The 26012-nt window shown below is 66.6% G+C and carries 19 protein-coding genes, 1 other RNA gene and 5 pseudogenes; 10 read left to right on the top strand and 15 right to left on the bottom strand.

From position 1 onward, the window contains the following. Positions 1-211 precede the first annotated feature (211 nt). Complete coding sequence (locus tag XCSCFBP4642_RS0119125; RefSeq protein WP_029218350.1) at positions 212-1132, top strand: IS110 family RNA-guided transposase; 921 nt, start codon at positions 212-214, stop codon at positions 1130-1132. Positions 1133-1357: 225 nt separating this feature from the next. On the opposite strand, the pseudogene XCSCFBP4642_RS25340 reads toward XCSCFBP4642_RS0119125, so the two are convergent. Continuing rightward, a pseudogene (locus XCSCFBP4642_RS25340) lies at positions 1358-2245 on the bottom strand (aminotransferase-like domain-containing protein); the annotation flags it as partial. A gap of 6 nt (positions 2246-2251) precedes the next feature. Here XCSCFBP4642_RS25340 and XCSCFBP4642_RS30570 point away from each other — a divergent pair. Next, positions 2252-2523 (top strand): annotated as a pseudogene (locus XCSCFBP4642_RS30570) (phenazine biosynthesis protein PhzF); the annotation flags it as partial. Beyond that, positions 2520-3148, top strand: a pseudogene (locus XCSCFBP4642_RS25335) (EamA family transporter). The pseudogenes XCSCFBP4642_RS30570 and XCSCFBP4642_RS25335, both read left to right, overlap by 4 nt. Before the next feature lie 49 nt (positions 3149-3197). Here XCSCFBP4642_RS25335 and XCSCFBP4642_RS0119100 read toward each other — a convergent pair. Beyond that, complete coding sequence (locus XCSCFBP4642_RS0119100) at positions 3198-3536, bottom strand: hypothetical protein (protein WP_029221181.1); 339 nt, start codon at positions 3534-3536, stop codon at positions 3198-3200. Positions 3537-3623: 87 nt separating this feature from the next. Next, entirely contained in the window at positions 3624-4568 is a 945-nt protein-coding gene (locus tag XCSCFBP4642_RS0119095) for a DegV family protein (protein WP_029221180.1), read from the bottom strand. Between the two features lie 487 nt (positions 4569-5055). Between XCSCFBP4642_RS0119095 and XCSCFBP4642_RS0119090 the strand changes: the two genes are divergently transcribed. Both XCSCFBP4642_RS0119090 and XCSCFBP4642_RS0119085 read left to right on the top strand, forming a co-directional pair. Beyond that, positions 5056-5871 (top strand): GH12 family glycosyl hydrolase domain-containing protein, encoded by an 816-nt coding sequence (locus XCSCFBP4642_RS0119090; RefSeq protein WP_029221179.1) that lies wholly within the window; start codon positions 5056-5058, stop codon positions 5869-5871. 337 nt (positions 5872-6208) lie between these two features. Further along, positions 6209-7000 carry a GH12 family glycosyl hydrolase domain-containing protein gene (locus XCSCFBP4642_RS0119085; protein WP_084624594.1) on the top strand — a complete coding sequence of 264 codons (792 nt, stop codon included), beginning with the start codon at positions 6209-6211 and terminating at the stop codon, positions 6998-7000. A gap of 191 nt (positions 7001-7191) precedes the next feature. On the opposite strand, the pseudogene XCSCFBP4642_RS25330 reads toward XCSCFBP4642_RS0119085, so the two are convergent. From XCSCFBP4642_RS25330 to XCSCFBP4642_RS0119055, 7 genes and pseudogenes are all read right to left on the bottom strand, one after another. Continuing rightward, positions 7192-8793, bottom strand: a pseudogene (locus XCSCFBP4642_RS25330) (rhamnogalacturonan lyase B N-terminal domain-containing protein). Positions 8794-9022: 229 nt separating this feature from the next. Further along, positions 9023-9205 (bottom strand): annotated as a pseudogene (locus tag XCSCFBP4642_RS30200) (hypothetical protein); the annotation flags it as partial. Then, positions 9199-9639: a hypothetical protein gene (locus XCSCFBP4642_RS29725; protein ID WP_029221177.1), complete on the bottom strand. Its 441-nt coding sequence runs from the start codon at positions 9637-9639 to the stop codon at positions 9199-9201. The gene XCSCFBP4642_RS29725 and the pseudogene XCSCFBP4642_RS30200, both read right to left, overlap by 7 nt. A gap of 21 nt (positions 9640-9660) precedes the next feature. Next, entirely contained in the window at positions 9661-10080 is a 420-nt protein-coding gene (locus tag XCSCFBP4642_RS0119070) for a ribosomal maturation YjgA family protein (protein WP_029221176.1), read from the bottom strand. Further along, positions 10077-10658 carry a hypothetical protein gene (locus tag XCSCFBP4642_RS0119065; protein WP_029221175.1) on the bottom strand — a complete coding sequence of 194 codons (582 nt, stop codon included), beginning with the start codon at positions 10656-10658 and terminating at the stop codon, positions 10077-10079. Before XCSCFBP4642_RS0119065 ends, XCSCFBP4642_RS0119070 begins: the two co-directional genes overlap by 4 nt. Before the next feature lie 248 nt (positions 10659-10906). Continuing rightward, positions 10907-12187, bottom strand: coding sequence for an amidohydrolase family protein (locus tag XCSCFBP4642_RS0119060; protein WP_029221174.1), 1281 nt, complete (start codon positions 12185-12187; stop codon positions 10907-10909). Further along, a complete protein-coding gene (locus tag XCSCFBP4642_RS0119055) occupies positions 12184-13584 on the bottom strand; it encodes an amidohydrolase (protein WP_029221173.1) in 1401 nt (466 codons plus the stop codon). The genes XCSCFBP4642_RS0119060 and XCSCFBP4642_RS0119055 overlap by 4 nt, the downstream gene beginning before the upstream one ends. 139 nt (positions 13585-13723) lie before the next feature. Between XCSCFBP4642_RS0119055 and XCSCFBP4642_RS0119050 the strand changes: the two genes are divergently transcribed. Further along, positions 13724-14284: a DUF924 family protein gene (locus tag XCSCFBP4642_RS0119050; protein WP_029221172.1), complete on the top strand. Its 561-nt coding sequence runs from the start codon at positions 13724-13726 to the stop codon at positions 14282-14284. A 212-nt stretch (positions 14285-14496) separates the two neighbouring features. Here the strand turns inward: XCSCFBP4642_RS0119050 and grxD are convergent, their stop codons facing one another. Then, positions 14497-15423: a Grx4 family monothiol glutaredoxin gene (gene grxD, locus XCSCFBP4642_RS0119045; RefSeq protein WP_029221171.1), complete on the bottom strand. Its 927-nt coding sequence runs from the start codon at positions 15421-15423 to the stop codon at positions 14497-14499. Positions 15424-15468: 45 nt separating this feature from the next. Between grxD and XCSCFBP4642_RS0119040 the strand changes: the two genes are divergently transcribed. Beyond that, entirely contained in the window at positions 15469-16260 is a 792-nt protein-coding gene (locus XCSCFBP4642_RS0119040; protein ID WP_029221170.1) for a polysaccharide deacetylase family protein, read from the top strand. A gap of 513 nt (positions 16261-16773) precedes the next feature. After that, positions 16774-18957 (top strand): TonB-dependent siderophore receptor, encoded by a 2184-nt coding sequence (locus XCSCFBP4642_RS0119035; RefSeq protein ID WP_029221169.1) that lies wholly within the window; start codon positions 16774-16776, stop codon positions 18955-18957. 3 nt (positions 18958-18960) lie between these two features. Here XCSCFBP4642_RS0119035 and XCSCFBP4642_RS27620 read toward each other — a convergent pair. The 4 genes from XCSCFBP4642_RS27620 to XCSCFBP4642_RS0119020 form a co-directional block, all read right to left on the bottom strand. Then, positions 18961-19036, bottom strand: a non-coding RNA gene (locus XCSCFBP4642_RS27620) — sX9 sRNA. 160 nt (positions 19037-19196) lie between these two features. After that, positions 19197-19868, bottom strand: coding sequence for a class I SAM-dependent methyltransferase (locus XCSCFBP4642_RS0119030; protein ID WP_029221168.1), 672 nt, complete (start codon positions 19866-19868; stop codon positions 19197-19199). A gap of 268 nt (positions 19869-20136) precedes the next feature. Beyond that, a complete protein-coding gene (locus XCSCFBP4642_RS0119025) occupies positions 20137-20799 on the bottom strand; it encodes an SGNH/GDSL hydrolase family protein (protein WP_029221167.1) in 663 nt (220 codons plus the stop codon). Then, complete coding sequence (locus XCSCFBP4642_RS0119020) at positions 20799-22070, bottom strand: pyridoxal phosphate-dependent aminotransferase (protein WP_029221166.1); 1272 nt, start codon at positions 22068-22070, stop codon at positions 20799-20801. The genes XCSCFBP4642_RS0119025 and XCSCFBP4642_RS0119020 overlap by 1 nt, the downstream gene beginning before the upstream one ends. A gap of 461 nt (positions 22071-22531) precedes the next feature. On the opposite strand from XCSCFBP4642_RS0119020, the gene XCSCFBP4642_RS0119015 reads away from it, so the two are divergent. Further along, complete coding sequence (locus XCSCFBP4642_RS0119015) at positions 22532-24634, top strand: type I secretion system permease/ATPase (RefSeq protein WP_033899406.1); 2103 nt, start codon at positions 22532-22534, stop codon at positions 24632-24634. Further along, the coding region (locus XCSCFBP4642_RS0119010; protein ID WP_029221164.1) for an HlyD family type I secretion periplasmic adaptor subunit at positions 24631-26012 on the top strand (1382 nt) is incomplete at its 3' end. The genes XCSCFBP4642_RS0119015 and XCSCFBP4642_RS0119010, both read left to right, overlap by 4 nt.

Raw genomic sequence — 26012 nt, 5'->3', positions numbered from 1 at the left:
CCCCTTATCTCTTGGCGATCTGCCAGATTAGGCGTCGAGAGGCGGCGTGGTCGACCGATAACCCATAGGTCTGAGCGACCGCGGGAGAGCGAGGTCGCCACGCCGCAATCTCCTGGCAAACGCCCGAACAGTTGCTCGAGTAGGCGCTCGTAACGATAAGGCTGGGCTGCCCAGGAGAGCTCTCGACCCGTCGAGCATAGCGGAGTTGATCATGAACGAGAGTGTCGGAATCGATGTCTGCAGGCAGTGGTTGGACGTGCATGTGCATGGCTTGCAGCAGGCGCGGCGATTTGCCAATCAGGCCACGGGCCTGCGTCAGTTGCGTGACTGGCTGGCGCCGCTGACGTTGTACCAAGTGGTGGTGGAAGCAACCGGGGGTGCTGAGCAATTGGCGCTGGACACGCTGCATGCTGCCGGCCTGCCGATGGTGCGGATCAATCCGCGCCAGGCGCGCGATTTTGCCAAGGCCACCGGTCAGCTGGCCAAGACCGATCGGCTGGATGCGCGTGCGTTGGCACACATGGCGGCGGTACTGCCGCTGACACGCTATCAGCCGTTGGAGGACTGGCGCCGGCAACTGCGCGCCTATCAGCAGCGGCGGATGCAGGTGGTGACCGTCGTGCAGCAGCAGCGCCAGCAGCTGTCTACGCTTACCGATGCCTGGCTCAAGCGGCAGGCGCACAGCGCAGTGCGGCAGTTGCAGCAGCAGGTGGCGCAGCTGGACGCACGCATCGCCCAGCAATTGGCCGCGCGTGCAGAGTTGCAGGTGCTGCGTCAGGTCAAAGGTGTCGGCCCGGTGCTGCTGGCGAGCCTGGCGGCACAGCTGCCGGAACTGGGCCAGCTGAGCGGCAAGGCCATTGCCAAGCTGGTCGGGGTCGCACCGCTGGCGCGCGACAGCGGCGCGATGCGTGGGGTGCGGCGCATCTGGGGCGGGCGGGCCGGCATCGGCCAGGTGCTGTACATGGCCACCCTGGTGGCCGTGCGCTTCAACCCGCCACTGCGCGATTTTTATCAACGGCTGCGTGACAAGGGCAAGGCCGGCAAAGTGGCCCTGGTGGCGGCCATACGCAAGTTGCTGGTCATCCTCAACGCCAAAATGCGGGATCAACTGGCGGCTGCCGCCGCCAGTTGATCAAGACAGTTGCTCTCCCGNNNNTGGCGGCCATACGCAAGTTGCTGGTCATCCTCAACGCCAAAATGCGGGATCAACTGGCGGCTGCCGCCGCCAGTTGATCAAGACAGTTGCTCTCCCGGCGGGAGAGGGGCTTGCTACTTCACTGAACGTCAGTGCCGCGTTGGTGCGGGTATCGTGGTCACACCCAACACCAACACCAACAAAGCTGATACCTACAACGCGCTAGCGCGCCACTTGCGCTGCCAGCTTCCCCAATCGCCGCATTGCGCGCTCCAGCGTCTCGTTCCACGGCTGGCCGCAGCTCAGGCGGAGATGATCAGCGTAGTCGCCGCGGCTGGACTACAGATGGCCCGGCGAGGTGCCGATGCCTTCGGCCACTGCGGCTTCGAACAAGGCCTGGCCACTGCCACCCTCGGGCAATTGCAGCCATAGCGAAGGTCCGCCAGCCGGGTCGCCCGCCCGCGTGCCCTCAGGCCAATGCCGCATGATCGCATCGCGCAGGCGTTGGCCATTGTCGGCCAGGGTACGGCGTAGCTTGCGCAGATGCCGTTCCAGATCGTGTTGCGTCAGATAATCGGCCAATGCCAATTGCGGCAGGCTGGCGCTGCCGACGGTGGAAAGGTATCTGGCGCGCACCAGGGCGTCGGTCCAGTCGCCGCCGAGCAGCCAGCCCATGCGCAGGCCGGGCGATAGCGCCTTGGAGAACGAGCCGCAGGTGATCACGTTGGCATGCGTGTCGAAGTGGCGCAGCGGGCGCGGTCGCTGGCCCGACCAGTCCAGTTCGCCGTAGCTATCGTCTTCGATCACCACGGTGCCGTGACGTGCGCAGCTGTCCGGTAGCGCGCGTTTGGCAGTGTCGGGCGCGAGGCTGCCGTTGGGATTGTTGACGTTGGGCACCTGCACTGCGGCACGCACCGGCGTGCGCTGCAGCAGCGCGTCCAGGCGCGCCACATCGATGCCCTGGCCGGCGCGGTTGGGGACTTCCAGCACCTTGAGCCGTAACGCGGCCACCGCCTGCAGGATGCCGTGGTAGGTGGGCGTTTCCATCAGCACCACATCGCCCGGTGCGGTGCGCGTGCGCAGTGCCAGGCTGATGGCTTCCATCGCGCCAGGGTGTCGAGCGAGCTGCGCTTTCCCAACCAGATGCCGGTGTTGCTGCCGGTGGCGCCGCAAACGGTGTTGGCGTCGTTGTCGATTGCGCCACAGGCCGTGTATGCAAACGCGCAGGCATATATCGCCGTCTACGCCAGGTGCGTGCGGTGGTGCCGGATCTGAGCCGGATGCTGGCGCTGGCGCCGCGCGATGTACTTGCATGCCGGGTCGAGCCGCAGCATGTGTCTGTGCGCGGCAGCGCCGTGCGGTATCTGCAGCGAACGATTGCGCCATGAGCATCGCCGTGTCTGTTCAAGCCATATCGGCCGGCACTGCGCGACGTGCGATCTGGCACTTGCTGGTGGCCGAAGTGTTGATCGGGTCGGTGGGCGTGTTCGTGCACGAGAGCGGGCAGGATCCGGTCGCGGCGGCGTTCTATCGCTGCCTGTTCGGTGCGCTGTTTCTCACCGCCTGCGGCCTGATCGGCGGGCAGCTGCGCGACGCGGTCGTCAGCGGCGTCTTGCTGGTGCTGCACTGGGTGGCCTTGTCCGCCGGCATGGCGCGCTCGTCGATCGGCGTGGCCACCATCGTCTATCCCGTGTTTCCGCACTGTTGCGGGCTGGGTTTTCCAGCCGCGCCGCGCTGCATCCGGGCCTGCACTGGGTCTGGCTGGTGGGGCTGGGCGTGATCCACCGCGGGATCGTGTATGTGCTGTTCTATTCGGCGTACCGGCATCTGCAGGTGGCCACGATCGCCGTGCCGGCGTTCGTCTATCCGCTGGCCGCGCTGCTGCTGGACCATCTGCTGTACGGCCACGCCCTGGTGCCGGTGCAGTGGCTGGGTCTTGCGCTGATCGTGGTCGGCACGCTGGCGGTCAACCTGACACGGCGCTGGCCGCACGGTGCACTGGCGCAAGCATGAGCCGGCCGCCACACGGGCAGCGTGGCGGCATCGCCTTGATGGTCGTGCGTCAGCGCACGTCGCGCATTTCCCAGTGACCGCCCGCCAGCGCCTGCATGCGCTGCTTGAACAGATCGCCGGGGATATTGGTGGTGGCCACCAGATCGACGCGCAGATCCTGCTGTTTGCCGGTGACCGTCGCTGCCGGGTCGGTGATGCCCAGCGTCGGGTCCACCTCGTCCGGGTCGGCCTGCAGCTGGCGCCAGCGATCGAACCAGGCCGGGTCGCGCAAGGCCGCCTGCAGCTGTTCGGCAAATGCGTCGGCGCCATTGGCGGTGAAGCTCACCGACGGTGCGCTGCCGCGGGCGAGCTTGGGGTCGGGCAGGCTGATCGAGTAGCTGACAGGCATGGGAGGACTCCGTTGAATGACGGCGGCACGTTAGCCAAGACGGGGTGACAACACCGTCGAGGACGCAGATGCCCGCGCGCTGTTGCTTCAGGCGGAGAAGGTGTGCGGTTCGGCCGCGAATGCGACTGCCAGCGCGCCCTTGCCCACGTTGACCATGCCGGTCAGACTCATCACGCTTTCGAACAATTCCACGCCATGGGTCTGGCAGGCAGCCTGCAGCGCGGTGTAGCCGGGCAGGGCATGCAGCTCGGACAGCTCGCCGCCGTACCCCACGCACACCGTGGGCGTCATCAGGCCTTCGCGGATCTTGCGCACGGTGAAGCCGAACAACTTCTCCGCTGAGGGCTCGAAGCCCTTGAGCTTGGCCACCGGTTCGGTGACGCCGCGGTAGGCGCGCAGCACCGGCTTGATGTCCAGCGCACTGCCCAGCGCCGCACCGATCAGGCCCACGCTGCGATCGCCCTTGGTGCGGGCACGTGCGCGCAGGTAGTACAGATCGCGTGGAATCATGTAGCCATAGGTGTGTTCGGCCAGTTGTTCCAGGCGGCTGCGGATCGCCGCCACGCCCTGGCCCTGGTCACGCAGGCGCACCGCTTCCACTGCGGTGATGCCTTGCCCGGCAAACAGGTTGAGCGTGTCGATCACGCGCAGCGCGAACGGCGAGCTGTGGCCGGCCGCCTGGCGGATCGGCTTGTAGTCGTTGAGGATCGCGAAGCTGGCCTGCATGGCGTTGTCGAAGATCTGGCTGCGCAGCTTGGAGATGGTCAGGCAGAACACATGGTCGTAGTCGATCACCAGCTGCTGCAGGAACAGGTCGCGGATCTGGTTGACCGAAAACGGCGTGGTCTCGGCCTCGTGCCCGCGCTCGGCGACATGCGCCTGCAGGAAGCTCAGCGTGGCCTCCTCGTCGCGGTGATCGGCCAGCACGGCTTCGCCGATCCTGACGCTGATCGGCAGCACGATGACGTTGTTGCGTTGGATGAAGTCCTGCGGCAGGTCGCATGCACTGTCCACCACGATTCCGATGCGCATCGTCGCCCCCTCCGGCTATTGCGTCGTCTCCAAGTGCGAACGCTATCGCAAACCCGGTCCCAGGCGTAGACCCACGCACCGAATGCCTGGCCGGCGGGCCTGCAGCCGTGGACATGGCGCGCCGTCGCTGCCCTGCCGGCGCGGCAGCGCAGCGCCAGCTTCCGCGCCAGCTGCAGCCTGTCCCCCGACCGTCCCGGCCTCTCTCACCGGACGGCGCATGCATGTGGCTGTGCAGCATTGGTGCACCAGGCGGGGCTGGGCACCTGAGCCGGACATGACGCCCTGCCCGCGCAAGGGGCAGGAACTGAGGACCAGTGCACGCTTCGGGTGACAGGTGGCGCCCGCTATCGCGCTTGGCGCGCTCGCCCTGCCGGAATCGCTATAGCTCCTCCCGCGCAGGCGCTGCTAGGGTCGGTCGCAACCGCTACAGGGCAGGTCTCGGCGGCGCCGTACCGGTGTCGCTGCGCCAAACACAATGGAGAGTCCAATGCACACCACCCCATCCAACTCCCTCGCTCAGACCGGCGCACAGGCGCCCCGCCCGCGGCGGCACGCATCGCGCTGGTGGAAGGCGGCGCTGGTCATCGGCCTGGTGGCGCTGGCACCGGCGGCCCTGGCGGGGCCGTACAAGATCTTTGGCAACCACTATGCGTGGGTCAATAACTTCAACGACCCCAACAACATCATCCAGGGCACCTTCGGAACCGGCAGTACGCCCGAACTGGCAGTCACCTTCAATTTCGCCGACTACAACCTCTACGGCTACCCGGCGATCGTGCGCGGCTGGCACTACGACTGGAATCCGACCAGCGACAAGCTGTTTCCCAAGCAGATTTCCTCGATCAGCTCGCTGCCATTCAAGTTCAACTACAGCGCTGGCGGCAGCAACCTGGCGGGCGATTTCGCCTACGACATCTTCTTCCGCTGGGATACCACCAAGGGCAACCCGCAGCTGGAAGTGATGATCTGGGGCGACCACAACTCCTGGCCGATCGGCACCGTGACCGCGACCAAGGTGATCACCGCCGGCGGGCGCACCTTCGATCTGTGGGAAGGCTTCAACTCCGGCGCCGGCTACTACGTCTACACCTTCATCCCCACCGGTACCGCGGGCCAGCCCACGCTCAAGACCAGCGGCAGTCTCAATATCGATGCCAAGCCGTTCCTGACCTGGTTGCAGAACAACCGCTCCAGGGACGGCCGCTACAACAACAGCATGTACCTGCACGCGGCCGAGGCGGGTTTCGAAGTGGTGCGCGGCAACGGCTGGGCCAAGGTCAGCGCAACGATGGACGCGAAGTAACACCCACCACGGATGACAGCGCATGGTCCGCCGCCGAGGCGGTCCATGTCCGCTGGACCTCGCTGACGCGATGCACGGCAGGCTGCGCCTGCCGCGGACGTCAGCTGCGTGGAAGCAATGACATGGTCGTGTGTGCGACGCCTGCAGCACAGGCGCCGCACCTCGGACGAGACCATGGTGACCGGTCTGCATGGATGCGCTATCCGCGCTCCGTAAGTGCGTGGCGGTGCACGACACGCGTCGTCGCGCCGGACGAAGCAACCCTCGTTCGCCCACTGCGCGGCGTGTTGCCGGGGACGTGGGCGCATTCCTCTCATGCATGATCGGAGTTCACCCCATGTACCTGCACCACAGCGTTCGTCTGCCTGCCTCTGGCGGCCTGCTGCCGCGCGCCGCTGCCTTGGCCCTGCTGCTGCTCGCAGGCGGCGCGATCGCCTATACCGGCGAGACCAAGGTCTACGGCACGCATTATGCGTACAACAATAATTTCAACGACGGCAACAACAACATCAAAGCCACGTTCGGCTCCGGCAGTACGCCCAGTCTGACCGTGTCCTACAACCTGCCCAGCGGCCAGCTGTATGCCTACCCGGCCATCTGCCGTGGCTGGCACTACACGATGAACCCGGCCACCGACAGCTACTTCCCGCACCAGGTGTCCAAGATCGGCAGCCTGAGTGGCGCGCTGACCTTTACCACCAAGGGCAGCGGACAGACCGGCGACTTCGCCTACGATCTGTTCTTCCGCAAGGACACCAGCAAGGGCAACCCGCAACTGGAGGTCATGATCTGGGGCGCCAATAACTCGTATCCGCTGGGCAGCCTGACCGCATCCAATGCGATCACCTCCGGCGGTGTCACCTACGACCTGTGGGAGGGCAACAATTCAGCCGCGGGCTACTACGTGTACACCTTCATTCCGCATGGCACGGCCGGCAACAGCAATCCGCTTCCGGCCAAGGGAAATCTCAATGCGGACGTCAAGGCGTTCCTGACCAAGCTGCAGGCCTTGCGTGGCAGCGATGGCCGCTACAGCAGCGACCTGTACCTGCAGGTGGTGGAAGGCGGCTTCGAGGTCACCGGCGGGATGGGCACGGTGTCGTTGAGCGGGTCCATCGCTGCGAAGTGATCCGGCGCGCGCTGCATCGTGCGTCACCGAGGCACGTTGCCAGCGAGGTAGTCGAACGACAGACAAGACATCGCCGTACCCCGCAGCTGCCGGCAGGATGGCCGGCACCTGCCTGACCGCGTGCCGCGGTGTTGCTGAATCCATGTCCTCCATCGCTGCGGCTGCGCGCGGTGGAGGACATGCCGGCCGTGCTACAACGCCACCAGCTGCACGCTGTCCAAGACCAGGGCTGGGCTCAGGTAGCCGTTATCCGGCGATCCCGAGGCAATGCCGATCTCGATGCGGTTGGTGCCCGTCTGCAGTGCGGAGGCCGGAATGTCCACCTCGTACAGCGTGTTGTTGCCGCGCGTGGTGCCACGGGTGATGCCACGCGTCTTGGGCTGCGTGGGCGCGGCGGGCACCGGACCGTTCCAGCGGGCATTCACGCTGATCTGCGGACGTGCACTGACCTGTGCCAGCGGCACGAAGATGCGCAGGCGATAAGCGCGCACCGCGTTGGCTGCCAGGGTGAAGTCGATCCGGGTGGGCGTATTGATGCCGCGCCACTGCACTGCCGGGAAGCTGCCCACATTGCTGGAACCCACGGTGTAGGTGAGCGGGGTCCAGCGCATGCGCGTGTCGGAAGGATGCGCGCGTGGCAGCAGGTCGGCATGCCGGAATCCGCCCGGCGTGCCGTCGGCAATGCCGATCTGCCATGTCAGCGTGCCCGGCAGGGCGGTCGCCTGCAAGGCAGCTTGTGCGGTGGCATTGGCGAACACTTCGACATCGCGTTGCGCCACCTCCAGCTCGTGTTGATACAGCGTCATGCGATAGCGGCCCGGGCGCACACCGGCAATCTGGTAATCGCCGCTGCCATTGGCGGTGGCCCAGTACTGCGCCTGTGCGTTACGCAGGCCGATCACCGCCGGTTGCCCGGCCAGCACGCCGCTCACCCGCCCGCTGACGCCGCCGCGCCCGCTGCTGGCCAGGTAGCCGCTGAGCCCCAGCGTGGCATCGATGAAATCGGTGCTGCGTTGTGCGCTGGACGGCGCACCGCCATCGGTGAACAACAGGCCATAGACGCCATGCAGGCCGCCGCGGAAGGCTTCGGTCTGGGTATGGTCGGAGTACATGTAGTTGTAGAGCTCATGCGTCATGCGGGTTTTCTGTGTGGCGATGTCCTTGAAGAACGGCCCGCCCGAGCTGTGTTCGCGATTGCCCATCAGCATGAACACCGCAACGCCGGAGCCGCTGACGCCGTGCTCCTGGTCGTCCAGCATGCGTCGCGCCGAATAGAACTTGGAGCTGGTGCGTCCATCCGGCAGCAGGAACACATCTTCGCCTTCGATCGCCGTCCCGACGTTGGAATCGGGTTCCTGCTGCGCAGTGGGCAGCTTGCCGACATTCAGGCGCGCAATGAAGCGCAGTTCACCCACCGGTAGCAGGGTCGGCGCATAGGTGGCCATGTAGATCGCGTCACGGCCCTTGCGTGCGATGTAGTACTGGATCAGATCGCCCGCTTTGGCCGACACCACGATCGCCCCGCCCACCACGCGTGCCTCCACGCTGGCGCTGCCCAGCCCGGAGGCGAGATGCGAGCCCTTGGATTCGGTGGTCTGCAGTTCGTTGTTGCGATAACGCATCGAGACGATATCGCCATTGTTGGCGTTGACCGAAAACACCAGCTCTGCACCGGTGTCCACCACGATGCGGTCGCTGCTGCGGGTGAACCCGAATGCAGCCATGGCCGGCGTGTTGACGCCGCCTTACAGACATAACGCGCACGCCAGCATGCGCAGGGTGGAGCGGAGCATGTTCTTGTTCCCGTCGAAGTAGGGGTGTGGCCGTGAGGCCGCTGCGCGATGCTAGGCGGGCCGGGCCGATGCTGCGACCGCCACAGACGCAGAGCGTGCACCCGGTTCGAATTTCAGTAATGAACCGGTGTGCAGGTCACGCTTGCACTGCGACCCGGGATGGATGCGTTGCTGCACGACGGCGACGGCGACATGCCGCGGCCACACGGGTGCTCAGGACTGGCTGGAGAAGCGCAGCGCATGCGCTGGCAATGGCGGCCATCCATTGGTCGCGTTTGCCGATCACAAACCGGTAGTCGTCGCCCTTGTGTACCTGCACGGCCAACGATGTCGGCGCGACCGGCAACGGCCCGAGCAGCGGTGTCCAGCGTGGTTGCAGCGACACGATCTCGCTGAGCGGGATGGTCAGCGAACAGGGAGCTGTCCGCCGGTGCGCGTATCGATCAGCACCCCGGCAAGGCTGTCGCCATCGCGGTGATGGAGCAACACATACGCATCGCGACGATCGCAATAGCGGTAGGCGGCGCCATCCAGTGGCTCATCGTAGGGCGGGCTGTCCTCGAACACCTGCGTGCCCGCATCGGTTGCCACTTCCAGCCGATGTGGGCCCACGCGCCGCACGCGATCGCCAGCGCCTGCGGCAAGGCCGGCAGCCTCCTGCGTGAGATCTCCCGGATCCGGGCAGTGCAGCGTCACTGCGGTGCGGGCAGGCGCCGTTGCGGCCGCAGCGATCGCTCCGGCACGCGCTGGCGATGCAGGCGTGGCATCGGGCCCACAGGCGCCCAGCGCAAGCACGATGACAATGGCGGCGCAGCGGGTGATATGCGAAGACAGACGGAGCGCCATGACAGTCCAGGGCCAGCAGGATCAATCAACCAGGGGTGCCGCAGGCATTGCACGACGCCGCCGTGGCAGCAGCGCATCGCAGCCGAGGGCGATCGCGCCGCCGATGGCATACATCAGCACATCGTGCAGCGTTGCGGTGTTGCCGAGTGCGATAGAGGCCGCACTGCCGGGGCGCAGACCAAGCCGGTCGGCCAGATGGATGGCCTGCAACCCTTCGATCGCGCAGCCGATGCCGACTGCCAGCAGGCAGGTCCACCCTGGCGCAGTGCCAAACACGCCGCGCAGACCGCAGTAGACCAGTGCCACGGCGAGCACATCGCCCAGGCTGCCGCGCACCCACGCACCGCCGATCCACCCTGCGGCAATCGCCACTTCGATCAGCAATAGCGCAACGGCCAGCAGCAGGTAGCCCGCACGCGCGCGCCACGACAGGGCATTCATGGGGTCTTTGCCGGCTGCCGCTGGCGGCCCATGGTGAAGCTGCTGACAAGCGGAATGCGGATGCCGCGCCGCCGGTCGTTGACGGTGACCTGCACCTGCCAGCGGCCGGGCGGGTCGCTCGCCTCCGCACGCACCGCCAGGCCGACCTGGGCCAGATAGACGTGGCGCGGGTCGCCTCCGATTTCCGTCTGCAGGCAGGGCGCATCGACGGTGTCCTGCGCGGCATGGCCGGTGGGGTCGACGACGCGGATGCTGCACACCACATCGGCGCGTCGTTGTGCATCCAGGCCCGGGTTGGAGAGAAAGATCAGCACGAACAAGGTGTCGCCAGTGGCCACATGATCGGCCTGGTTGAAATGCGGAGTGATGTCGCTGGGCGTGTTCCACTTCTGTTGCCAATCCGCGTCCGGGGTCAGTAACAGGCTGGCGCCCATGTCCTGCACGGTTTTGCGGCTGGGCGAGGCTGCAATCGGCTCGCCTTGCGCGTTGATCCATCCCGCTTGCGCCACGCTCGACAGCGGCAGCAACCCCAGGGATGCGGCGAGGAGGGATGACACCAGGCGGCGCGGCAAGCGCATCGGCAGTCCTTGCAAGTCATGCCGGCAGGGTGCCGGCGATGGTGGATGCGCAGGCCGATGCATGCACGGGACTGCGCTGGCGAAACCACTGCAACACCGCGCAGACAACAACGCACGCCGCTGGAGCGAGCGGTGACCGGCTCGGCGTGGCCGCTGCGAAGCAAGCGCAGCGTACGAAGCGGACATGTCGCTTGAGCGTGCCGGCCACCTTGCCAGGTGGCCGCGCAGGCGTGGTTTCGTGCGCGACGTTACTTCAGATACGCACGCGGCAACGGGCCGGCCTGCGGCATGTAGCGGTCGCGCAGCTCGGTCTGACGCGAGCGCATCGGCATCTCGCGCCCGCCCAGCCATACCTGCTCGGCGTAGTGCGCAACGTCCAGCGGGTCGCCTTCCCACAACACCAGATCGGCCTGCTTGCCCACCGCGATGCTGCCGATGCGATCGCCCACGCCGAAGATCTCTGCGGGCACGCGGGTCAGTCCGGCCAGGCCGGATTCCCACGGCAGGCCGTTGGCCACCGCATTGCCGGCCAGCTGGCGCTGTTTGCGCGCGTTATGCGAGGCATCGCCGCTCTGGGCAAAGCTGACCTCCACGCCGGCCGCGCGCAGACGTGCGGCGTTTTCCAGCGTTGCACCGATCTGGTCGAAGGTGGACGGCAGGTCCGCCAGCGCGTCCACCAGCACCGGAACCCCGGCCTGCGCCAGTTGCGGCGCGAGCTTCCAGGCCTCGGCGCCGCCGGCAATGGCGATGCGCACCTTCTCGCGCTGCGCCCAGCGCAGCAGTTGGCGGATGTCGGCGGCGCGTTCCACCTGCACCACGATGCGGCCTTGCCCGACCAGATACCTGGCCAGCACGCTGCGGCCCATCGGGGTCAGCAAGGCATGCGGCGAATCGGCCGGCACGCGGCCGCGCGCTTCGGCCACCAGTTGATCGAGCAGCATCCACTGCGCGGCGCGCGAGCTGCCGGTGAGATCGGAGGCTGCCGCGCCGATGCGGAGAAACAAGGCATGTGGCCCGACCGGATCCGGGCTGCCATCCAGCCGCACGATGCCGCCCTGGCCGGCGATGAAGGCGCCACTGGTGGTCGCCCCCAATGCGGTGAAACCGATGCCTTCCACGCGCGCCACCGGCACCAGCACCGACTCCGGGTTGTAGGCCAGGGTCACGTCGAACTCCGGGCGCATCGGTTGATCGGCCAGCTTGACGCCGCTGTCCACGGTGCTGTCTTCGCCGGAGACTTCCTCGATGCCGATCTCGGTGATGCCGCCGAACAGCGCCGGGGTCAGCGGCCGGCCCCTGGCGTCGATCACGCGACCATCGGCCGGTGCCGCCAGGTTGCTGCCGATGGCGCGGATCACGCCGCCCTGCACCAGCACGTCGGTGTTGCGCAGCGTGCCCTGTGCGGTGGCGGTGTGCACGGTGGCGCCGCGGATCAGCACCTGCTGGGCGGCGGCGGGCAAGGCCAGCGCCGCGAGCAGCAGGGCTGACAGTGCGCGCAGACGCGGGCGATCAACGCGGGTGCGGCTCATCGTGCCACCTCCTGGCCAAGCATGAAGTCCGAGACCGGTTGCAATGCGCGGTTGTGGCGGTCGTAGACCTGCGCACCGTCGATGTACACCTGCTCGGCCAGCGCGTAGGAGCTGAAGGGGTTGCCGTTCCACACCACCACATCGCCCATCTTGCCCGGCTCCAATGCGCCGGTCTGCTGCTCGATGCCCAGTGCCTTGGCGGTATTGCTGGTGAGCCAGCGGATCGCACGTTCGGGCGGAATCTCCATGCCGCTGCGGCGCGCGTTGGCAATCACCTTGGCCGCTTCCTGGTTGAGCCGCTGGATGCCTTCTTCCGAATCCGAATGCACGATGGCGCAGCTGTTGGCCGGGCGGTCGACCAGCGCGATGTTCTCCTGGATGCCATCGAAGGCTTCCATCTTGAAGCCCCACCAATCGGCCCACAGCGCGCCGCAGACGTTTTCCTGCGCCAGCCGGTCGGCAAGCTTGTAGGCCTCCACGCCATGATGGAAGGCGGCGATGTGGAAGCCGAATTCTTTCGAGAGATCCAGCATGGTGGCCATTTCGTCGGCGCGGTAGCAGTGGATGTGCACGCGGATGTCGCCATTGATGGCGCCGGCCAGCGTGTCGAGCTTGAGGTCGCGCTTGCCGCCGGCATCGCCGCTGCTGTCGTTGTCGCCGCCGCGGCTCCACCAATGGCGCTTCTTTTCGGTTTTCTTCTTCGGTGCGTTCTTCTGCAGGTATTCGGCCGCATCGATGAAGGCGGCGCGGTAGCCGGCCACATTGCCCATGCGGGTGCCGGGCCCGCCCTTCTCGCCGTAGACGCGCTTGGGGTTCTCGCCGCAGGCCATCTTCAGGCCCCATGGCGCGCCCGGGAATTTCATGCCCTGGTAGGTGGTGGAGGCGACGTTCTTGAGCGTGACGCCACGCCCACCGATCAGGTTGGCCGAGCCGGGCAGGATCTGCAGCGAGGTGATGCCGCCAGCCAGCGCGGTGCCGAAGCCCGGGTCCTGCGGCCAGATCGAATGCTCTGCCCAGACATTGGGGGTGACCGGCGCGGTCATCTCGTTGCCATCGCTGTGCGCGCTGACGCCGGGGCTGGGATACACGCCCAGATGCGAATGCACGTCGATGATGCCGGGGGTGACCCACTTGCCGGTGCCGTCGATGCGGCGTGCATCGGCCGGTGCCTGGAGTGCGCGGCCCACGGCAGCCACCTTGCCGTCGCGCAGCAGTACGTCGGCATCGTCCAGCCGCTCGCCGGTGCCGGTCAGGACCGTGGCGTGCTGGATCAGCACCGGACCGGACGCAAGCGCGTGGTAGGTGCTGGGGTAGGGGTCTTGCACGAAACGCGATGCCGCAGACGCAGGCCCGCACAGCAGCGCCGCGCCAAGGGCGGCGCACAGGATGGAACGCATGGATTTCCCCGGTGACACGAAAGTGTAGGCCGCAAACCTAGCCGCCTGCGCCCGGATTGCCAAGTGCGGAAGGTGCGCCATGCTGGCTCCAGCATCCGCGGCGGTGCATGCTATGCCGTATTCGCCCAGGAAAACGTCGATGATCGCCAAGTCAGAGCGCAACAAGCAGGCCGATGTGGTGCTGGCTTTCTGGGAGCTGGCCGGCTCGGCGCGCTGGTTCACGCATAACGATGCGTTCGATGCCAACTTCCGCCAGCATTTCAGCGAGCAGCATTTCGCTGCGGCGCGCGGCGAGTATGCGCACTGGATGGAGCGCGCCGAGGATGCGCTGGCATTGTTGATCCTGCTCGACCAGTTTCCGCGCAATGCCTTTCGCGGCAGCGCGCATGCCTATGCCACCGATGGCCTGGCGCTGCAGTGTGCCAAGCAGGCCCTGGCGCGCGGGTTCGATCAGCAGGTGTCGGCGCAATTGCGTCTGTTCTTCTATCTGCCGTTCGAGCATGCGGAGGATCTGCAGGAGCAGGCGCGCGCGGTGCAGCTGATCGGTGCATTGGACGAGGCGGAAACCACGCGATGGGCGCTGGAGCACCAGCAGATCATCCAGCGCTTCGGCCGCTTCCCGCATCGCAATGCCGTACTGGGGCGTGCCACCACGGCCGAGGAACAGCAGTTCCTGGATGACGGCGGGTTTGCGGGTTGACCCTAGGGCGGGCACTGGGATTGCCAGATCGGCATGGCCTCAGGTGCGCTGCCGTATCGGGTCACGCCGTGCGGCGGCAGGACGCATGCGGCCGGTGATCGGACCGCCTGCAGGCGGCGCCATTGGAGCACGTGGCCGCTCCCTGAAATCCGTCCATACCAAAACGGGCGCCCCGTGGAGCGCCCGTTTTGGTCAGCGGTGTCTGGCCAGGTTCAGTACTTGGCAACGCCGTTGTCCACGGCGTCCGACCACGCGTCGATGCCGCCGGTGACGTTGTAGACGTTGGTGAAGCCCAGGCCGCGGAAATGCTCGGCTGCCTGCAGGCTGCGGCCACCGCGGTGGCACAGGAACGCCAGCGGAGTGTCCTTGGGCAGTTGCTCGATCGCCTGGCGCTCGTGCGCATCCAGGGTGCGGAACGGCGCGGCCACTGTGGCCAGTGCACGTTCGTCGGCCGGGCGCACGTCCACCAGGGTCAGGCCGCCGGCCTTGAGGCGGTCGTCGGCATCGCGCACCGACAGCTCCTGCACCGGCTTGGGCGCATTCGGATTGTCGATGGCCAGGCCGCGACCGCGGATATCGTCGACCCAGTCGATGGTGATGCCGTCGGCGCGGCGCGCGCTGGCGAGGTCGAACTGCACGCGCAGGCCATTGGATTCGGCCGCGATCGCGTTCGGGTTGGTCGGCGCCAGCTGGAAGTTGGGCTGGAAGTTGGCGTCGATGGCCAGCGTCAGCGACGCATCCGGCGCATCGGCCAGCGCACCCTTGAGCATGTCCACCGCCGCCGGGGTGATGGTGATCCTGGGCGGGCTGCGGTCCGGCGCCTGCAGGCCGAGCATGCTGCTCAGCTCGCCGCTGTCGGCCATCTGCACGATGATGTCGCTGCCGCCGACCAGCTCGCCGTCCACGTACAGCTGCGGAATGGTCGGCCAGTCGCCATAGGCCTTGATGCCCTCGCGGATGTCCTGGTCGGCCAGCACGTTGACGTGGGCATAGTCGATGCCCAGGCCGTCCAGCACGCCGACCGCCTTGGCCGAAAAACCGCACTGCGGCATGCCGGGCTGGCCTTTCATGAAGAGCACCACGCGGCTGGATTGCAGCAGCGTATCGATACGGGAACGCAGGGCGGGATCGAGGGACATGGCAGCACTTCGGTCGGGTCGTGGAGACCGTCCATTCTACGCCGCATGGCATCATGCGGCATGACCACGCCGGAAACGCTGTATCGCACCCCCTCGCGCCCGTATCGCTGGGTCGGCCCGTTCGCGCTCTCGCAAGCGGTAGTGGCGTTGCTGTGGTGGCATCTGGGATGGGCCTGGGGGCTGCCCGCGCTGCTGTCGTCGCATGCGCTGTTCGTGGTGCCGGTGTTCCTGCCACGTGCGCGGCTGTATGCGCCGGTATTGGCGCGGCTGCCCGGACGGGCGCCGCAGGTGTGGCTGACCATCGACGATGGCCCCTCCGACGACACCCCGGCGATACTGGACCTGCTCGACGCCTACGACGCCCAGGCGACCTTCTTCGTGGTCGGCGCACGCGCCGAGCAGCGGCCGGACCTGGTGCGCGAGATGGTGCGGCGCGGGCATGGCATCGGCAATCACAGCCAGACCCATCCGCAGGCCTGGTTCTGGGCGCTGGGACCGCGCCGCATGGCGCAGGAAATCGGCCTGGCGCAGCGCACCCTGGCCACCATCACCGGGCAGGCGCCGCGGCTGTACCGCTCGGTCGTGGGCATGACCAACCCCTTCGTCGCCTCGCCACTGCGTGCGCACGGGCTGACCCGGGTGGCATGGAGCGCGCGCGGCTTCGACGGCGTGCGTTGCGAGCCGGACGCCACCGTGGCGCGCATCGTGCGCGACCTGCACCCCGGCGCCATCGTGTTGCTGCACGAAGGCGCCGCGCACGGCCACAACCTCACCATCCTGCGCGGCGTGCTGGACGCGATGCAGGCGCGCGGGCTGGCGGGGCGGCGCCCGGATTGAGGTTGGCGCGGGCGCTGTGCGCTGCCAGCGCACGCGGCGCCGTCGCTTGGCGTGCCGGTGCCTGCGGCTGACGCAGTGGGTGCGCCGCGTTGCATCGCGGGATTGTGGCGATACGCCAGTGCGCATGGCCAGGCCGCTGGTGCCGGTAGCGCCTGTGGTCGTCAGGCCGATCAGTGCGCGCTGCGTGTCGACTTGGCTGGGCCGGCGCAGCAGCCAGGTACTGGGGCAGGGAGCCAGACGCGGCGATACACCGAACGCGATGGTGGCAGTGCGTATGGAGGTGAGGTGTAGCGCGGAAGTTTCCATCGCGTCGCATGCGAGTGGTGTTCCGTTCGATCACATTGATGCGTGCCGCAGGGTCAGCCGCGCGCGTCTGCGTTCTATTGACAGCAGTTTCAAGCAGATCGAACATGCGCCCCCCAGCCAGCTTCCGGATCGCGCTGTTTCGCGCCGCGCTCCCCGCCAGCCTCCATGGCCGTCGTCGACGGCAGTTCCGATCATGAGGCTGACCCCATGTTTCATCGCAATGTCTTCGCGCGTGCCGCCGTGCGTGCGGATTTCCGTTCGTCGCGCATCGGTCTGACGCCGTGCGTGCTGGCTGTGGCCTGTGCGTGGCCGTGGATGGTTGCCGCGCAGTCGGCCACGCGCGATCCGGTGGAGTTGGATGGCCTGCAGGTACAGGCACATCGCGGTGCCGCCACCGAGGGGCGCGATTCCTACACCGCCGATATCGCCCGCAGTTCGACCAAGCTGGAGTTGTCGCCGCGCGATACCCCGCAGTCGGTGGTGGTGGTGACGCGCCAGCAGATCGTCGATCGCAACCTGCAATCGCTGCAGGACGTCACCGACACCGTGGCCGGCTTCAATTCGCCGACCTGGGATACCGAGCGCACCTACATCACCGCGCGCGGCTTCGAGGTGGACTACTACCGCATCGACGGCATTCCCACCGACTACAGCGGCGATGTGCAGCAGAACATGGCGATCTACGACCGCGTGGAAATCGTCCGCGGCGCCAATGGCCTGACCTCCGGTGCAGGCAGCCCGGCCGCCTCCATCGACCTGTTGCGCAAGCACGCCGACAGCGGGGTGGCCACCGGCCGCGTGGATCTGTCGGCCGGTCGCTGGGATCGCTACCGCGGCACCGCCGATCTGCAGTCGCCATTGAATGCCGCCGGCAACGTGCGCGGCCGCGTGGTGGCCAGCTACGAAGACAAACAGTCGTTCCGCGATTACTACAGCAAGCAATCCACGTTGTTCTACGGCATTGTCGATGCCGATTTCAGCGCGTCCACCAGCGGCTATATCGGCGTCAACAAACAGCGCAACGATGGGCGCGGCACCACCTGGGGCGGAGTGCCGGCGTATTTCAGCGATGGCAGTCGCACCGACTTCGCTCGCTCGGATGCGTTCACGCCGCGCTGGGCGCGTGGTGTGGCCGATACCACCAACGCGTTCGCCGGGCTGACCCACCGCTTCGACAATGGCGCGCAGCTGCACGTGGAGTATTCGCACCAGCGTTTTGAAACCGACTGGAAGTCGGTGCTGTTCGGCTATCTGGATTATCCGGACAAGGACACCGGCCTGGGCCTGTCCAGCACCTTCGGCGGCAGCTACCCCACGCTCAGCGCGCAAAACAGTCTGGATGCCTATGTCAGCCTGCCGCTGGGGCTGTGGGGCCGCGAGCACGAGATCGTGGCCGGCGCCACCTGGATGAACCGCGCGATCCGCAGCTGGTTCGACCTGCCATTGCAACCGCTGGTGGCCGAAAGCGTCTACGCCTGGACCGGTACCATGGCGCAGCCCGCGTGGTCGCCGCTGAGCAAGGGCGAAGAACGCGAGGTGCGCCAGGTGGCCGCCTACGCGGCCGGGCGCTTCCAGCTGAGCGATGCGTTGAAGGCGATCGTCGGCGCGCGTGTCACCGACTGGAAGAGCACCGACGCGCTGCTGCCGGCCAATTCCTATGCGCGCCGAGGCCGCACCACGCCGTATGCCGGCCTGATCTTCGATGTGGACGACCATCATTCGCTGTATGCCAGTTACACCGGCATCTTCAAGCCGCAGGACAATCGCGACCGCGGCGGGCGCTATCTGGATCCGCTGGAAGGCAATAGCTACGAGATCGGCGGCAAGGGTGCGTACTTCGCTGGCCAGCTCAACGCTGCACTGGCGCTGTTCCGTATCGAGCAGGACAACCTGGCCGTCAACGACCCGGGCCAGCTGGTGCCGGGCACCACCACCCAGGCCTATCTGGCTGCCAAGGGCACGGTCAGCCAGGGCGTGGAGTTTCAGCTGGATGGACAGCTGTCCGAGCAATGGCGCATCGCGCTGGGGGTTGCCCAGTTCGATGCCAACGACGCCAGCGGCGTGGACGTCAATCCGGCCAGCCCGCGTCGCGAAGCCACGTTGTTCACCAGTTGGCAGACCGGACCGTGGCGGCTCGGTGGTGGGCTGAGCTGGCAGTCGCCGATCCACGAATTGATGGCAGGGCCGCTGGGGACCACGCAGCGGCTCAGCCAGGGCAGCGTGGTGCTGGCCAATGCGATGGCGCGTTACGACATCACCCCGGCATGGTCGGCGCAGCTCAATGTGCGCAACCTGTTCGATCGCCGCTACTACGCCAACATCGTCTACCAGAGCCAGCTGATCTACGGCGACCCGCGCGATGTGGAGCTGACGCTATCCTGGAAGTTCTAGGAGCGCTGACAAAACGCAGCGAGCGAACGTCAGGCAGCTGCGGACGGCGTGGAGAAACCGGAGTGTAGGAGGGGTTGATGCCGATTCCGAGCACCGGCCGCGCCCGCCTGGCGGCCGCGCAGTAGTCGTGTGAGCTGCTTTAGGGACGCGCGGCGCGCGTCGGCTGCGCAGGTCAGCAATGGAGACGGTGCATGCAGCCATCGGGTCTGCTTGCACTGGTCTTGCCAGGACCGCCGCGCTCAGCGCGGTTCGGCCACGATCAGCCAGTTGTTGAATGGCGTATTGCCGTACAGCGGCGCAAACGTGGCGCGCAGGCCTGCGGCATCCAGCTGCGCCTGCAGGCTGTCGCGGGTGGGGTAGCTGCGCGGCATGCGTTGCATCCAGCCGCTGAAGTACGCCAGCACGTCGGTGACGCGGCTGGTGCGGCCGCGCCGGCTGTCGTCGCCCAGGGCGCTGCGGATCACCAGCTTGGCACCGGGGGTCAGCATCTGCGCCACGCTGTGCAGCAGGCCGGCCTGCATGTCCGACTGCAGGTACTGCAGCACATCCAGGATGGTCACGCTGCCCTGGTGCTGCGGCCATGCCAGGCTCAGGTCGACCACTTCGAATCTGGTGTTGCCCAGCGCCGAACGCTGCGCGATGTGGTGCGCGCGGCGGATCTTGGAGGCGTCCACATCCACGCCGTAGTACGCCAGCGCCTGGCCATCGGCGTGCAGGGCATGCGCCAGCAGGCCCAGCCCGCAGCCCAGGTCCAGCACCGGCGCGGTGGTGCTGCGCAGCTGCGCCAGTACGCCCGGATACAGCGGGTCGGTGCGCAACTTGGCCTGGGTGTAGTAGTAGTCGTAGCGGTTGCCCAGCGGATGCGGGGGCAGGAAGGCGCGTGCGATCGCCAGCGCCTGTGCGCGGCTCATCGGTTGGGTAGCGGGGCTGTGCAATGTCGTTCCTTGGCAATCAGACGTGTTGCGCGGGTAGCTTAGGGCCTGGCGGCGCGATTGGGGTAGGCCGGGTTTGGCGTTTCTGCCACCTGTCTGGACCGGCCAGGACGTGCTGACGGCTGCGCTGGAGGTCATCGGCAGCCGCAGGGCCCCCGCTGCGTACGAGAACGGCAGACCTGCGGCCAGATGATCCTGCTGCCTCTTACGCGAGCGCCGATGGCGGCTGCTGGCGCCGGGCCACTGGCTAGAGCAGCGGAGGGCCGATCGGATCCACCGAGCCGACCGCGCCCAGTGCATCGCGCGCTGCGGGCAAGGCCACGGCGGCCCAGCGCGCATACATCGCGGCTGAGGGGTGCAGGCCATCTTCGACCAGCATCTCCACCGCATCGCCGCCGTCGCGGCTGGTGGGTGTGATATCGACGAAGCGGACTGCGCGCTCGGCACAGCGCTCCGCCGCCACATCGTTGAATGCGTCGATCTGCGCCGCAATCAGTCCGGCATCGCGGCCTTGCGCGCGTGCGAACGGCGTCAGCCCCCAATCGGGAATGGACAGCACCAGCACGCGTGCGGCATGCCCGCCGGCCAGTTCGATCGCGCGCTGCAACAGCGCATCGAACTGGCTGCGGTAGTCGTCCAGTGCGCGCTCGCGGTACTGGTTGTTGACACCGATCAACAGGCTCACCAGATCGAACGGACCCTGCGGCGCGGTCGCGTCGATTCCGGCCTGCAATTCGTCGGTGGTCCAGCCGGTGGTGGCGATGATCTGTGGTGGGTGCGCCGCCCAACCATGCGCACGCAGGCCATCGGCCAGCTGCGCCGGCCACCCCTGCGCAGCGGCAACGCCTTCGCCAATGGTGTACGAATCGCCCAGCGCCAGATAGCGCTGCGGCACGCCCAGTGCGGCCATCACGCCACGCTGCGCGGTTTCAGCGGCACCACCTTGGTCACCGCCTCGGCGCGGTGCGCCAGGGCGCGGTCGATGCGCGCGAACACGTCGCGCATCACGCTGGCTTCCGGCATCAGGGTCACGCGGAAGTGATGGCGATACGGCACGTTGAAGCTGGAACCGGGCACCACCAGCACGCCTTCCTCGTTCATCAGATCGAGTGCGAACGCGTGATCGTCGAAGTTGCGCGCGGCCGCGCCCACCACCGCCGGGAATGCGTACAGCGCCCCGGCCGGTGCCACCAGCTGCAGATGCGCGCTGGCCGCACAGGCCTCGATCACCGCGCGGCGGGTTTCATACAGGCGGCCACCGGGCGCGCACAGCGCCGAAATGGTGTCCGGTCCATTGACCGCCGCATCGATGGCGTACTGGCCCGGCACGTTGGCGCACAGGCGCAAGGCGCCGAGCAGGTCCATTGCGTTGCGCAGGTCGTTGATGCGCGATTGCTCGCCGGATAGCAGCGCCCAGCCGACCCGCCAGCCGCAGGCACGGTGCACCTTGCTCAGGCCGCTGAAGGTGATGCACGGATGCGCACCGGCCAGCGGCGCCACCGGCACGAATTCCGCGCCGTCGTAGAGTACCTGGTCGTAGATCTCGTCGACCATCAGCAACAGGTTGTGCTTGGTCGCGATCGCCACGATGCGCTCCAGCAGTTCGCGCGAGTAGCTGGCGCCGCTGGGGTTGTTCGGGTTGATCAGCACGATGGCGCGGGTGCGCGAGGACACCAGCGTCTCGATCTCCACCGGGTCCGGCTGAAAGCCGTTTTCCGGCGCGCAGCGGTAGTACACCGGGCGGCCGTCGTTGAGGATGGTGGCCGCCGACCACAGCGGGTAGTCGGGCGAGGGCACCAGCATTTCGTCGCCGGGATTGAGCAGGGCGCGCAGCGACAGGTCGATCAACTCGCTGACGCCGTTACCCAGGAAGATCCGGTCCGGGTGCGCATCCGGGTGCTTGCGACGCGAGTACGCGGTGGCGATGGCTTCGCGCGCTTCCGGCAGGCCCTGCTGATGGGTGTAGGGATCGGTGCGGCCCATGTCGTCGGCGATCGCGCGCTGCAGATGCTCCGGCGCCCGGAACCCGAATGCACCCGGATTACCGATATTGAGCTTGATCAGCTTGCGGCCCTGCGCCTCCAGCTCCCGCGCTCGCCGCGCCAGTTCGCCCCGGATTTCGTAGCGGACTTCGGACAGACGCTCGCGAATGGCGAGCGGCTTTTGCGGGGCAGTGGACATACGGCGGGCCGGTTGTAGGCGTGAGGCTTGGCATGGTAGCGGAAATATGACAAGCGGACATGCTTGCATCGGCAACGATGTCAAGGGGCGCCCCTTGCTGCTTACCATTAGTAGGTATTCCTATAAGGGTATGACCCGTTCGATATCAGTGGCTGCGTCTCAGCCCGAGAGACGGCTGATTGAGAAAATAGATCGTCAGCAGGGGTTGGCTGATTGACAGGTTCTTAACATCCCAAGATTCTATTCCGTCACTTGAGCCCATCGGCTCTCAGCAAGGAACGCGTATGTCAGGGGGAAGTGCGTCGCTCTCGTTGGTCGAGGGCGGCTCGTCGGTGCATGACCGGCCGGATCTGGGGCTGCAGGGGTTGGTCCTGCTGGCGCAATTTCATGGCGTTGCCGCAGACGCGGTGCAGCTGGCGCATGGGTTCGGTCGTGGGGGCGAGCCATTCGACGAGACCACACTGCTGCTGGCGGCCAAGCAACTGGGGCNGGCGCAATTTCATGGCGTTGCCGCAGACGCGGTGCAGCTGGCGCATGGGTTCGGTCGTGGGGGCGAGCCATTCGACGAGACCACACTGCTGCTGGCGGCCAAGCAACTGGGGCTGAAAGCCAAAGTCGTTGCCCAACCGGCGACGCGGATCGGCATGGCCGCGCTACCGGCCCTGGCCCTGGTGCCGGATGGCCACGCGTTTATTATCGCCAAGGTCGGCGCGGACCAGATCCTGATCCACGATCTGGTCGAAAAACGGCCGCGCTCCATCTCGCCCGCCGAGTTGGAGGCGCGTTACCAGGGTAGGTTGTTGCAGGTGGCCTCGCGGGCTTCGGTGCTCGGCGACCTGGCCAAGTTCGACTTCAGTTGGTTCATCCCGGCGGTGGTCAAATACCGCAAGTTGATGCTCGAGGTCTTTATCGTCTCGTTCTTCATCCAGCTGTTCGCGCTGATCACACCGCTGTTCTATCAAGTGGTGATGGACAAGGTACTGGTGCATAACGGTCTGACCACATTGGACGTGATCGCGATCGGGCTGGTCTCGATGGCGATGTTCGATGTGCTGCTATCGGGACTGCGCACCTATGTGTTCGCCCACACCACCAGCAAGATCGATGTGGAGCTGGGTGCGCGGCTGTTCCGGCATGTGCTGTCGTTGCCGCTGGCGTACTTCGAGTCGCGGCGGGTGGGCGACACCATTGCGCGCGTGCGCGAACTGGAGAACATCCGCAACTTCCTGACCGGCCAGGCGCTGACCTCGGTGCTGGACCTGTTCTTTACCGTGGTCTTTCTGTCGGTGATGTTCTGGTACAGCGGCTGGCTGACCTTGATCGTGGTGCTGTCGTTGCCGCTGTACGCCACGATCTCCGGATTGATCACCCCGGTGCTGCGCAAGCGCTTGAACGACAAGTTTGCTCGCGGTGCGGACAATCAGTCCTTTCTTGTGGAAACCGTCAGCGGCATCGGCACGGTCAAGGCAATGGCGGTCGACCCACGGGTGACGCGCACCTGGGACAACCAGCTCGCCGGATACGTCAGCGCTGGCTTTAATGTCACCCGCATTGCCACGCTGGGTCAGCAAGGCGTGCAGCTGGTGCAAAAGCTCACCGCAGTGGCGGTGCTGTTCTGGGGCGCCAAGTTGGTGATGGAGGGCAAGCTGTCCATTGGTCAGTTGATTGCCTTCAACATGTTGTCCGGCCAGGTCACCGCGCCGATCATCCGCCTGGCCCAACTGTGGCAGGACTTCCAGCAGGTCGGTATCTCGGTCGAGCGGCTGGGCGACATCCTCAATACCCGCACCGAGGTGCCGGGCAGCCGCCTGGCCTTGCCGCCGATTCGCGGGCAGGTGACGTTCGAGCGGGTCACGTTCCGCTACCGGCCGGATGCGCCCGAGGTGCTCAACGGCATCGAGCTGGACATTCGCCCAGGCGAAATCATCGGCATCGTTGGCCGTTCCGGCTCCGGCAAGAGCACGCTCACCAAGCTGGTGCAGCGGCTCTACACGCCCGAGCGTGGGCGGGTGCTGATCGATGGTCAGGATCTGGCGCTGGCCGATCCTGCATGGCTGCGCCGGCAGCTGGGCGTGGTGCTGCAGGAAAACTTCCTGTTCAACCGCAGTGTCCGCGAGAACATCGCGTTGTCCGATCCCGGTATGCCGCTGGAGCGGGTGATCCATGCGGCCAAGCTGGCCGGTGCCCACGACTTCATTCTGGAATTGCCCGAAGGCTACGACACCAAAGTGGGCGAGCACGGCACCGGTCTGTCGGGCGGGCAGCGCCAGCGCATTGCGATTGCGCGCGCACTGATCGGCGATCCGCGCATCCTGATTCTCGACGAAGCCACCAGTGCGCTCGACTACGAGTCCGAGCATGCAGTGATGAGCAATATGCGTGCGATCTGCAAGGGGCGCACCGTGCTGATCATTGCCCATCGCCTGTCCACCGTGCGGCAGGCCAACCGCATCGTCGTGGTGGAGAAGGGCCGCATCATCGAAAGCGGCTCGCATGCCGAGCTGGTCGACCGCCCGGAAGGCCAATACGCCCACTTGTATCGACTGCAACAGGGGACACCATGAAGCACCTGCTCCAGGGATGGCGCGATTTCTTCCTCCGCTACCTCAAGATCTTCAAGTCGGCCTGGGCAGTACGCCGCCAGCTCGACCCGCCCGAGCGCAGCGCAGACGAGCGCGCGTTTCTGCCGGCTCACCTCGAGCTGACCGAAACCCCGGTCTCGCCCACCGCGCGCTGGACGATGCGCATCATCATCGGCTTCTTCTGTGTCGCGCTGCTGTGGGCGTGCCTGGGCAAGCTCGACATCGTCGCCGTGGCACCGGGCAAGACCGTGGTCGACTCGCGGACCAAGGTGGTGCAGACCGCAGAAACTGCGGTGGTGCGCAGGATCCTGGTGCGCGACGGGCAGGCGGTGAAGAAAGGTCAGTTGCTGGTCGAACTCGATGCCACCGCCACCGGCGCCGAATTCGTCCAGGCCGGCGACGCGCTGGTCAACGCACGGCTCGCTGCGCTGCGTCAGGCCACGCTGGCGACCGCCATCGCAACCGGCCAACCGCCGCAGTTGGGGGCGGCACCGGATCTCCCCGCAGAGCGGGTCGCCAACGAGCAGCAACTGGTCAGCAGCCAATTCGACGCCTTCCAGGCCCGCCGGCACAATCTGCAAGCCAGCATCGCCCAACGCCAGGCCGAGTTGCAGACCACTCAGGACGCGATCCAACCGCTGGCCGAATCCGCACGCATCTCCAAAGTGCGCGCAGAGGACTACGGCCGCCTGGTCGAAGGCAAGTACGTCGGCCGCCACGACTATCTGCTGCGCGAACAGGAACGCATCGCCGCAGAAAGCCAGCTCGCCACCCAGCGCAACCGCCTGCAGGAGATCCGCTCGGCGATCAGTGCGGCGCAGGAGGAGTTGCGCGTGCTTGTTACCGACACCCGCCAGCAGGCACTGGATGCCTTGCGCCAGGCAAGCGAGCAAGCCGGCCAGCTGACCCAGGACGTTGCCAAGACCGGCCAGCGCGACAAGCTGATGGCGCTGCACGCACCGGTTGACGGCACCATCCAGCAGTTAGCCGTCCACACCGTAGGCGGTGTGGTCACGCCCGCACAGCCGTTACTCGTCGTAGTGCCGGCCGAAGAAGCGCTGGAGGTTGAAGTCACCGTCCTCAACAAGGACATCGGCTTCATGCGCCCCGGCCAACCTGTCACCGTCAAGGTCGACAGCTTCCCCTACACCCGCTACGGCTATCTGACCGGCACGGTCGCCAGCGTGTCTCACGATGCCGCACAGGACGAAAAGCTGGGCCTGGTATTCCCCGCGCGCATCAAATTGGATGGCAGCACGCTGGAGATCGATGGGGTCAAGGTGCGGATGAGTGCCGGGATGAGCTTGAGTGCGGAAGTGAAGACGGGCAAGCGGCGGGTGATTGATTACTTGTTGAGTCC

It is taken from the genome of Xanthomonas cassavae CFBP 4642 (genome assembly GCF_000454545.1).
Taxonomy (GTDB): Bacteria; Pseudomonadota; Gammaproteobacteria; order Xanthomonadales; family Xanthomonadaceae; genus Xanthomonas; species Xanthomonas cassavae.
This window is presented reverse-complemented; position numbering and strand designations above follow the sequence as displayed.

Bases quoted from the DNA above. Each gene is read 5' to 3' on its own strand.
- XCSCFBP4642_RS0119125 (WP_029218350.1), top strand. From the start codon at position 212: ATGAACGAGAGTGTCGGAATCGATGTCTGCAGGCAGTGGTTGGACGTG.
- XCSCFBP4642_RS0119100 (WP_029221181.1), bottom strand. From the start codon at position 3,536: ATGCCTGTCAGCTACTCGATCAGCCTGCCCGACCCCAAGCTCGCCCGC.
- XCSCFBP4642_RS0119095 (WP_029221180.1), bottom strand. From the start codon at position 4,568: ATGCGCATCGGAATCGTGGTGGACAGTGCATGCGACCTGCCGCAGGAC.
- XCSCFBP4642_RS0119090 (WP_029221179.1), top strand. From the start codon at position 5,056: ATGCACACCACCCCATCCAACTCCCTCGCTCAGACCGGCGCACAGGCG.
- XCSCFBP4642_RS0119085 (WP_084624594.1), top strand. From the start codon at position 6,209: ATGTACCTGCACCACAGCGTTCGTCTGCCTGCCTCTGGCGGCCTGCTG.
- XCSCFBP4642_RS29725 (WP_029221177.1), bottom strand. From the start codon at position 9,639: ATGGCGCTCCGTCTGTCTTCGCATATCACCCGCTGCGCCGCCATTGTC.
- XCSCFBP4642_RS0119070 (WP_029221176.1), bottom strand. From the start codon at position 10,080: ATGAATGCCCTGTCGTGGCGCGCGCGTGCGGGCTACCTGCTGCTGGCC.
- XCSCFBP4642_RS0119065 (WP_029221175.1), bottom strand. From the start codon at position 10,658: ATGCGCTTGCCGCGCCGCCTGGTGTCATCCCTCCTCGCCGCATCCCTG.
- XCSCFBP4642_RS0119060 (WP_029221174.1), bottom strand. From the start codon at position 12,187: ATGAGCCGCACCCGCGTTGATCGCCCGCGTCTGCGCGCACTGTCAGCC.
- XCSCFBP4642_RS0119055 (WP_029221173.1), bottom strand. From the start codon at position 13,584: ATGCGTTCCATCCTGTGCGCCGCCCTTGGCGCGGCGCTGCTGTGCGGG.
- XCSCFBP4642_RS0119050 (WP_029221172.1), top strand. From the start codon at position 13,724: ATGATCGCCAAGTCAGAGCGCAACAAGCAGGCCGATGTGGTGCTGGCT.
- grxD (WP_029221171.1), bottom strand. From the start codon at position 15,423: ATGTCCCTCGATCCCGCCCTGCGTTCCCGTATCGATACGCTGCTGCAA.
- XCSCFBP4642_RS0119040 (WP_029221170.1), top strand. From the start codon at position 15,469: ATGGCATCATGCGGCATGACCACGCCGGAAACGCTGTATCGCACCCCC.
- XCSCFBP4642_RS0119035 (WP_029221169.1), top strand. From the start codon at position 16,774: ATGTTTCATCGCAATGTCTTCGCGCGTGCCGCCGTGCGTGCGGATTTC.
- XCSCFBP4642_RS0119030 (WP_029221168.1), bottom strand. From the start codon at position 19,868: ATGAGCCGCGCACAGGCGCTGGCGATCGCACGCGCCTTCCTGCCCCCG.
- XCSCFBP4642_RS0119025 (WP_029221167.1), bottom strand. From the start codon at position 20,799: ATGGCCGCACTGGGCGTGCCGCAGCGCTATCTGGCGCTGGGCGATTCG.
- XCSCFBP4642_RS0119020 (WP_029221166.1), bottom strand. From the start codon at position 22,070: ATGTCCACTGCCCCGCAAAAGCCGCTCGCCATTCGCGAGCGTCTGTCC.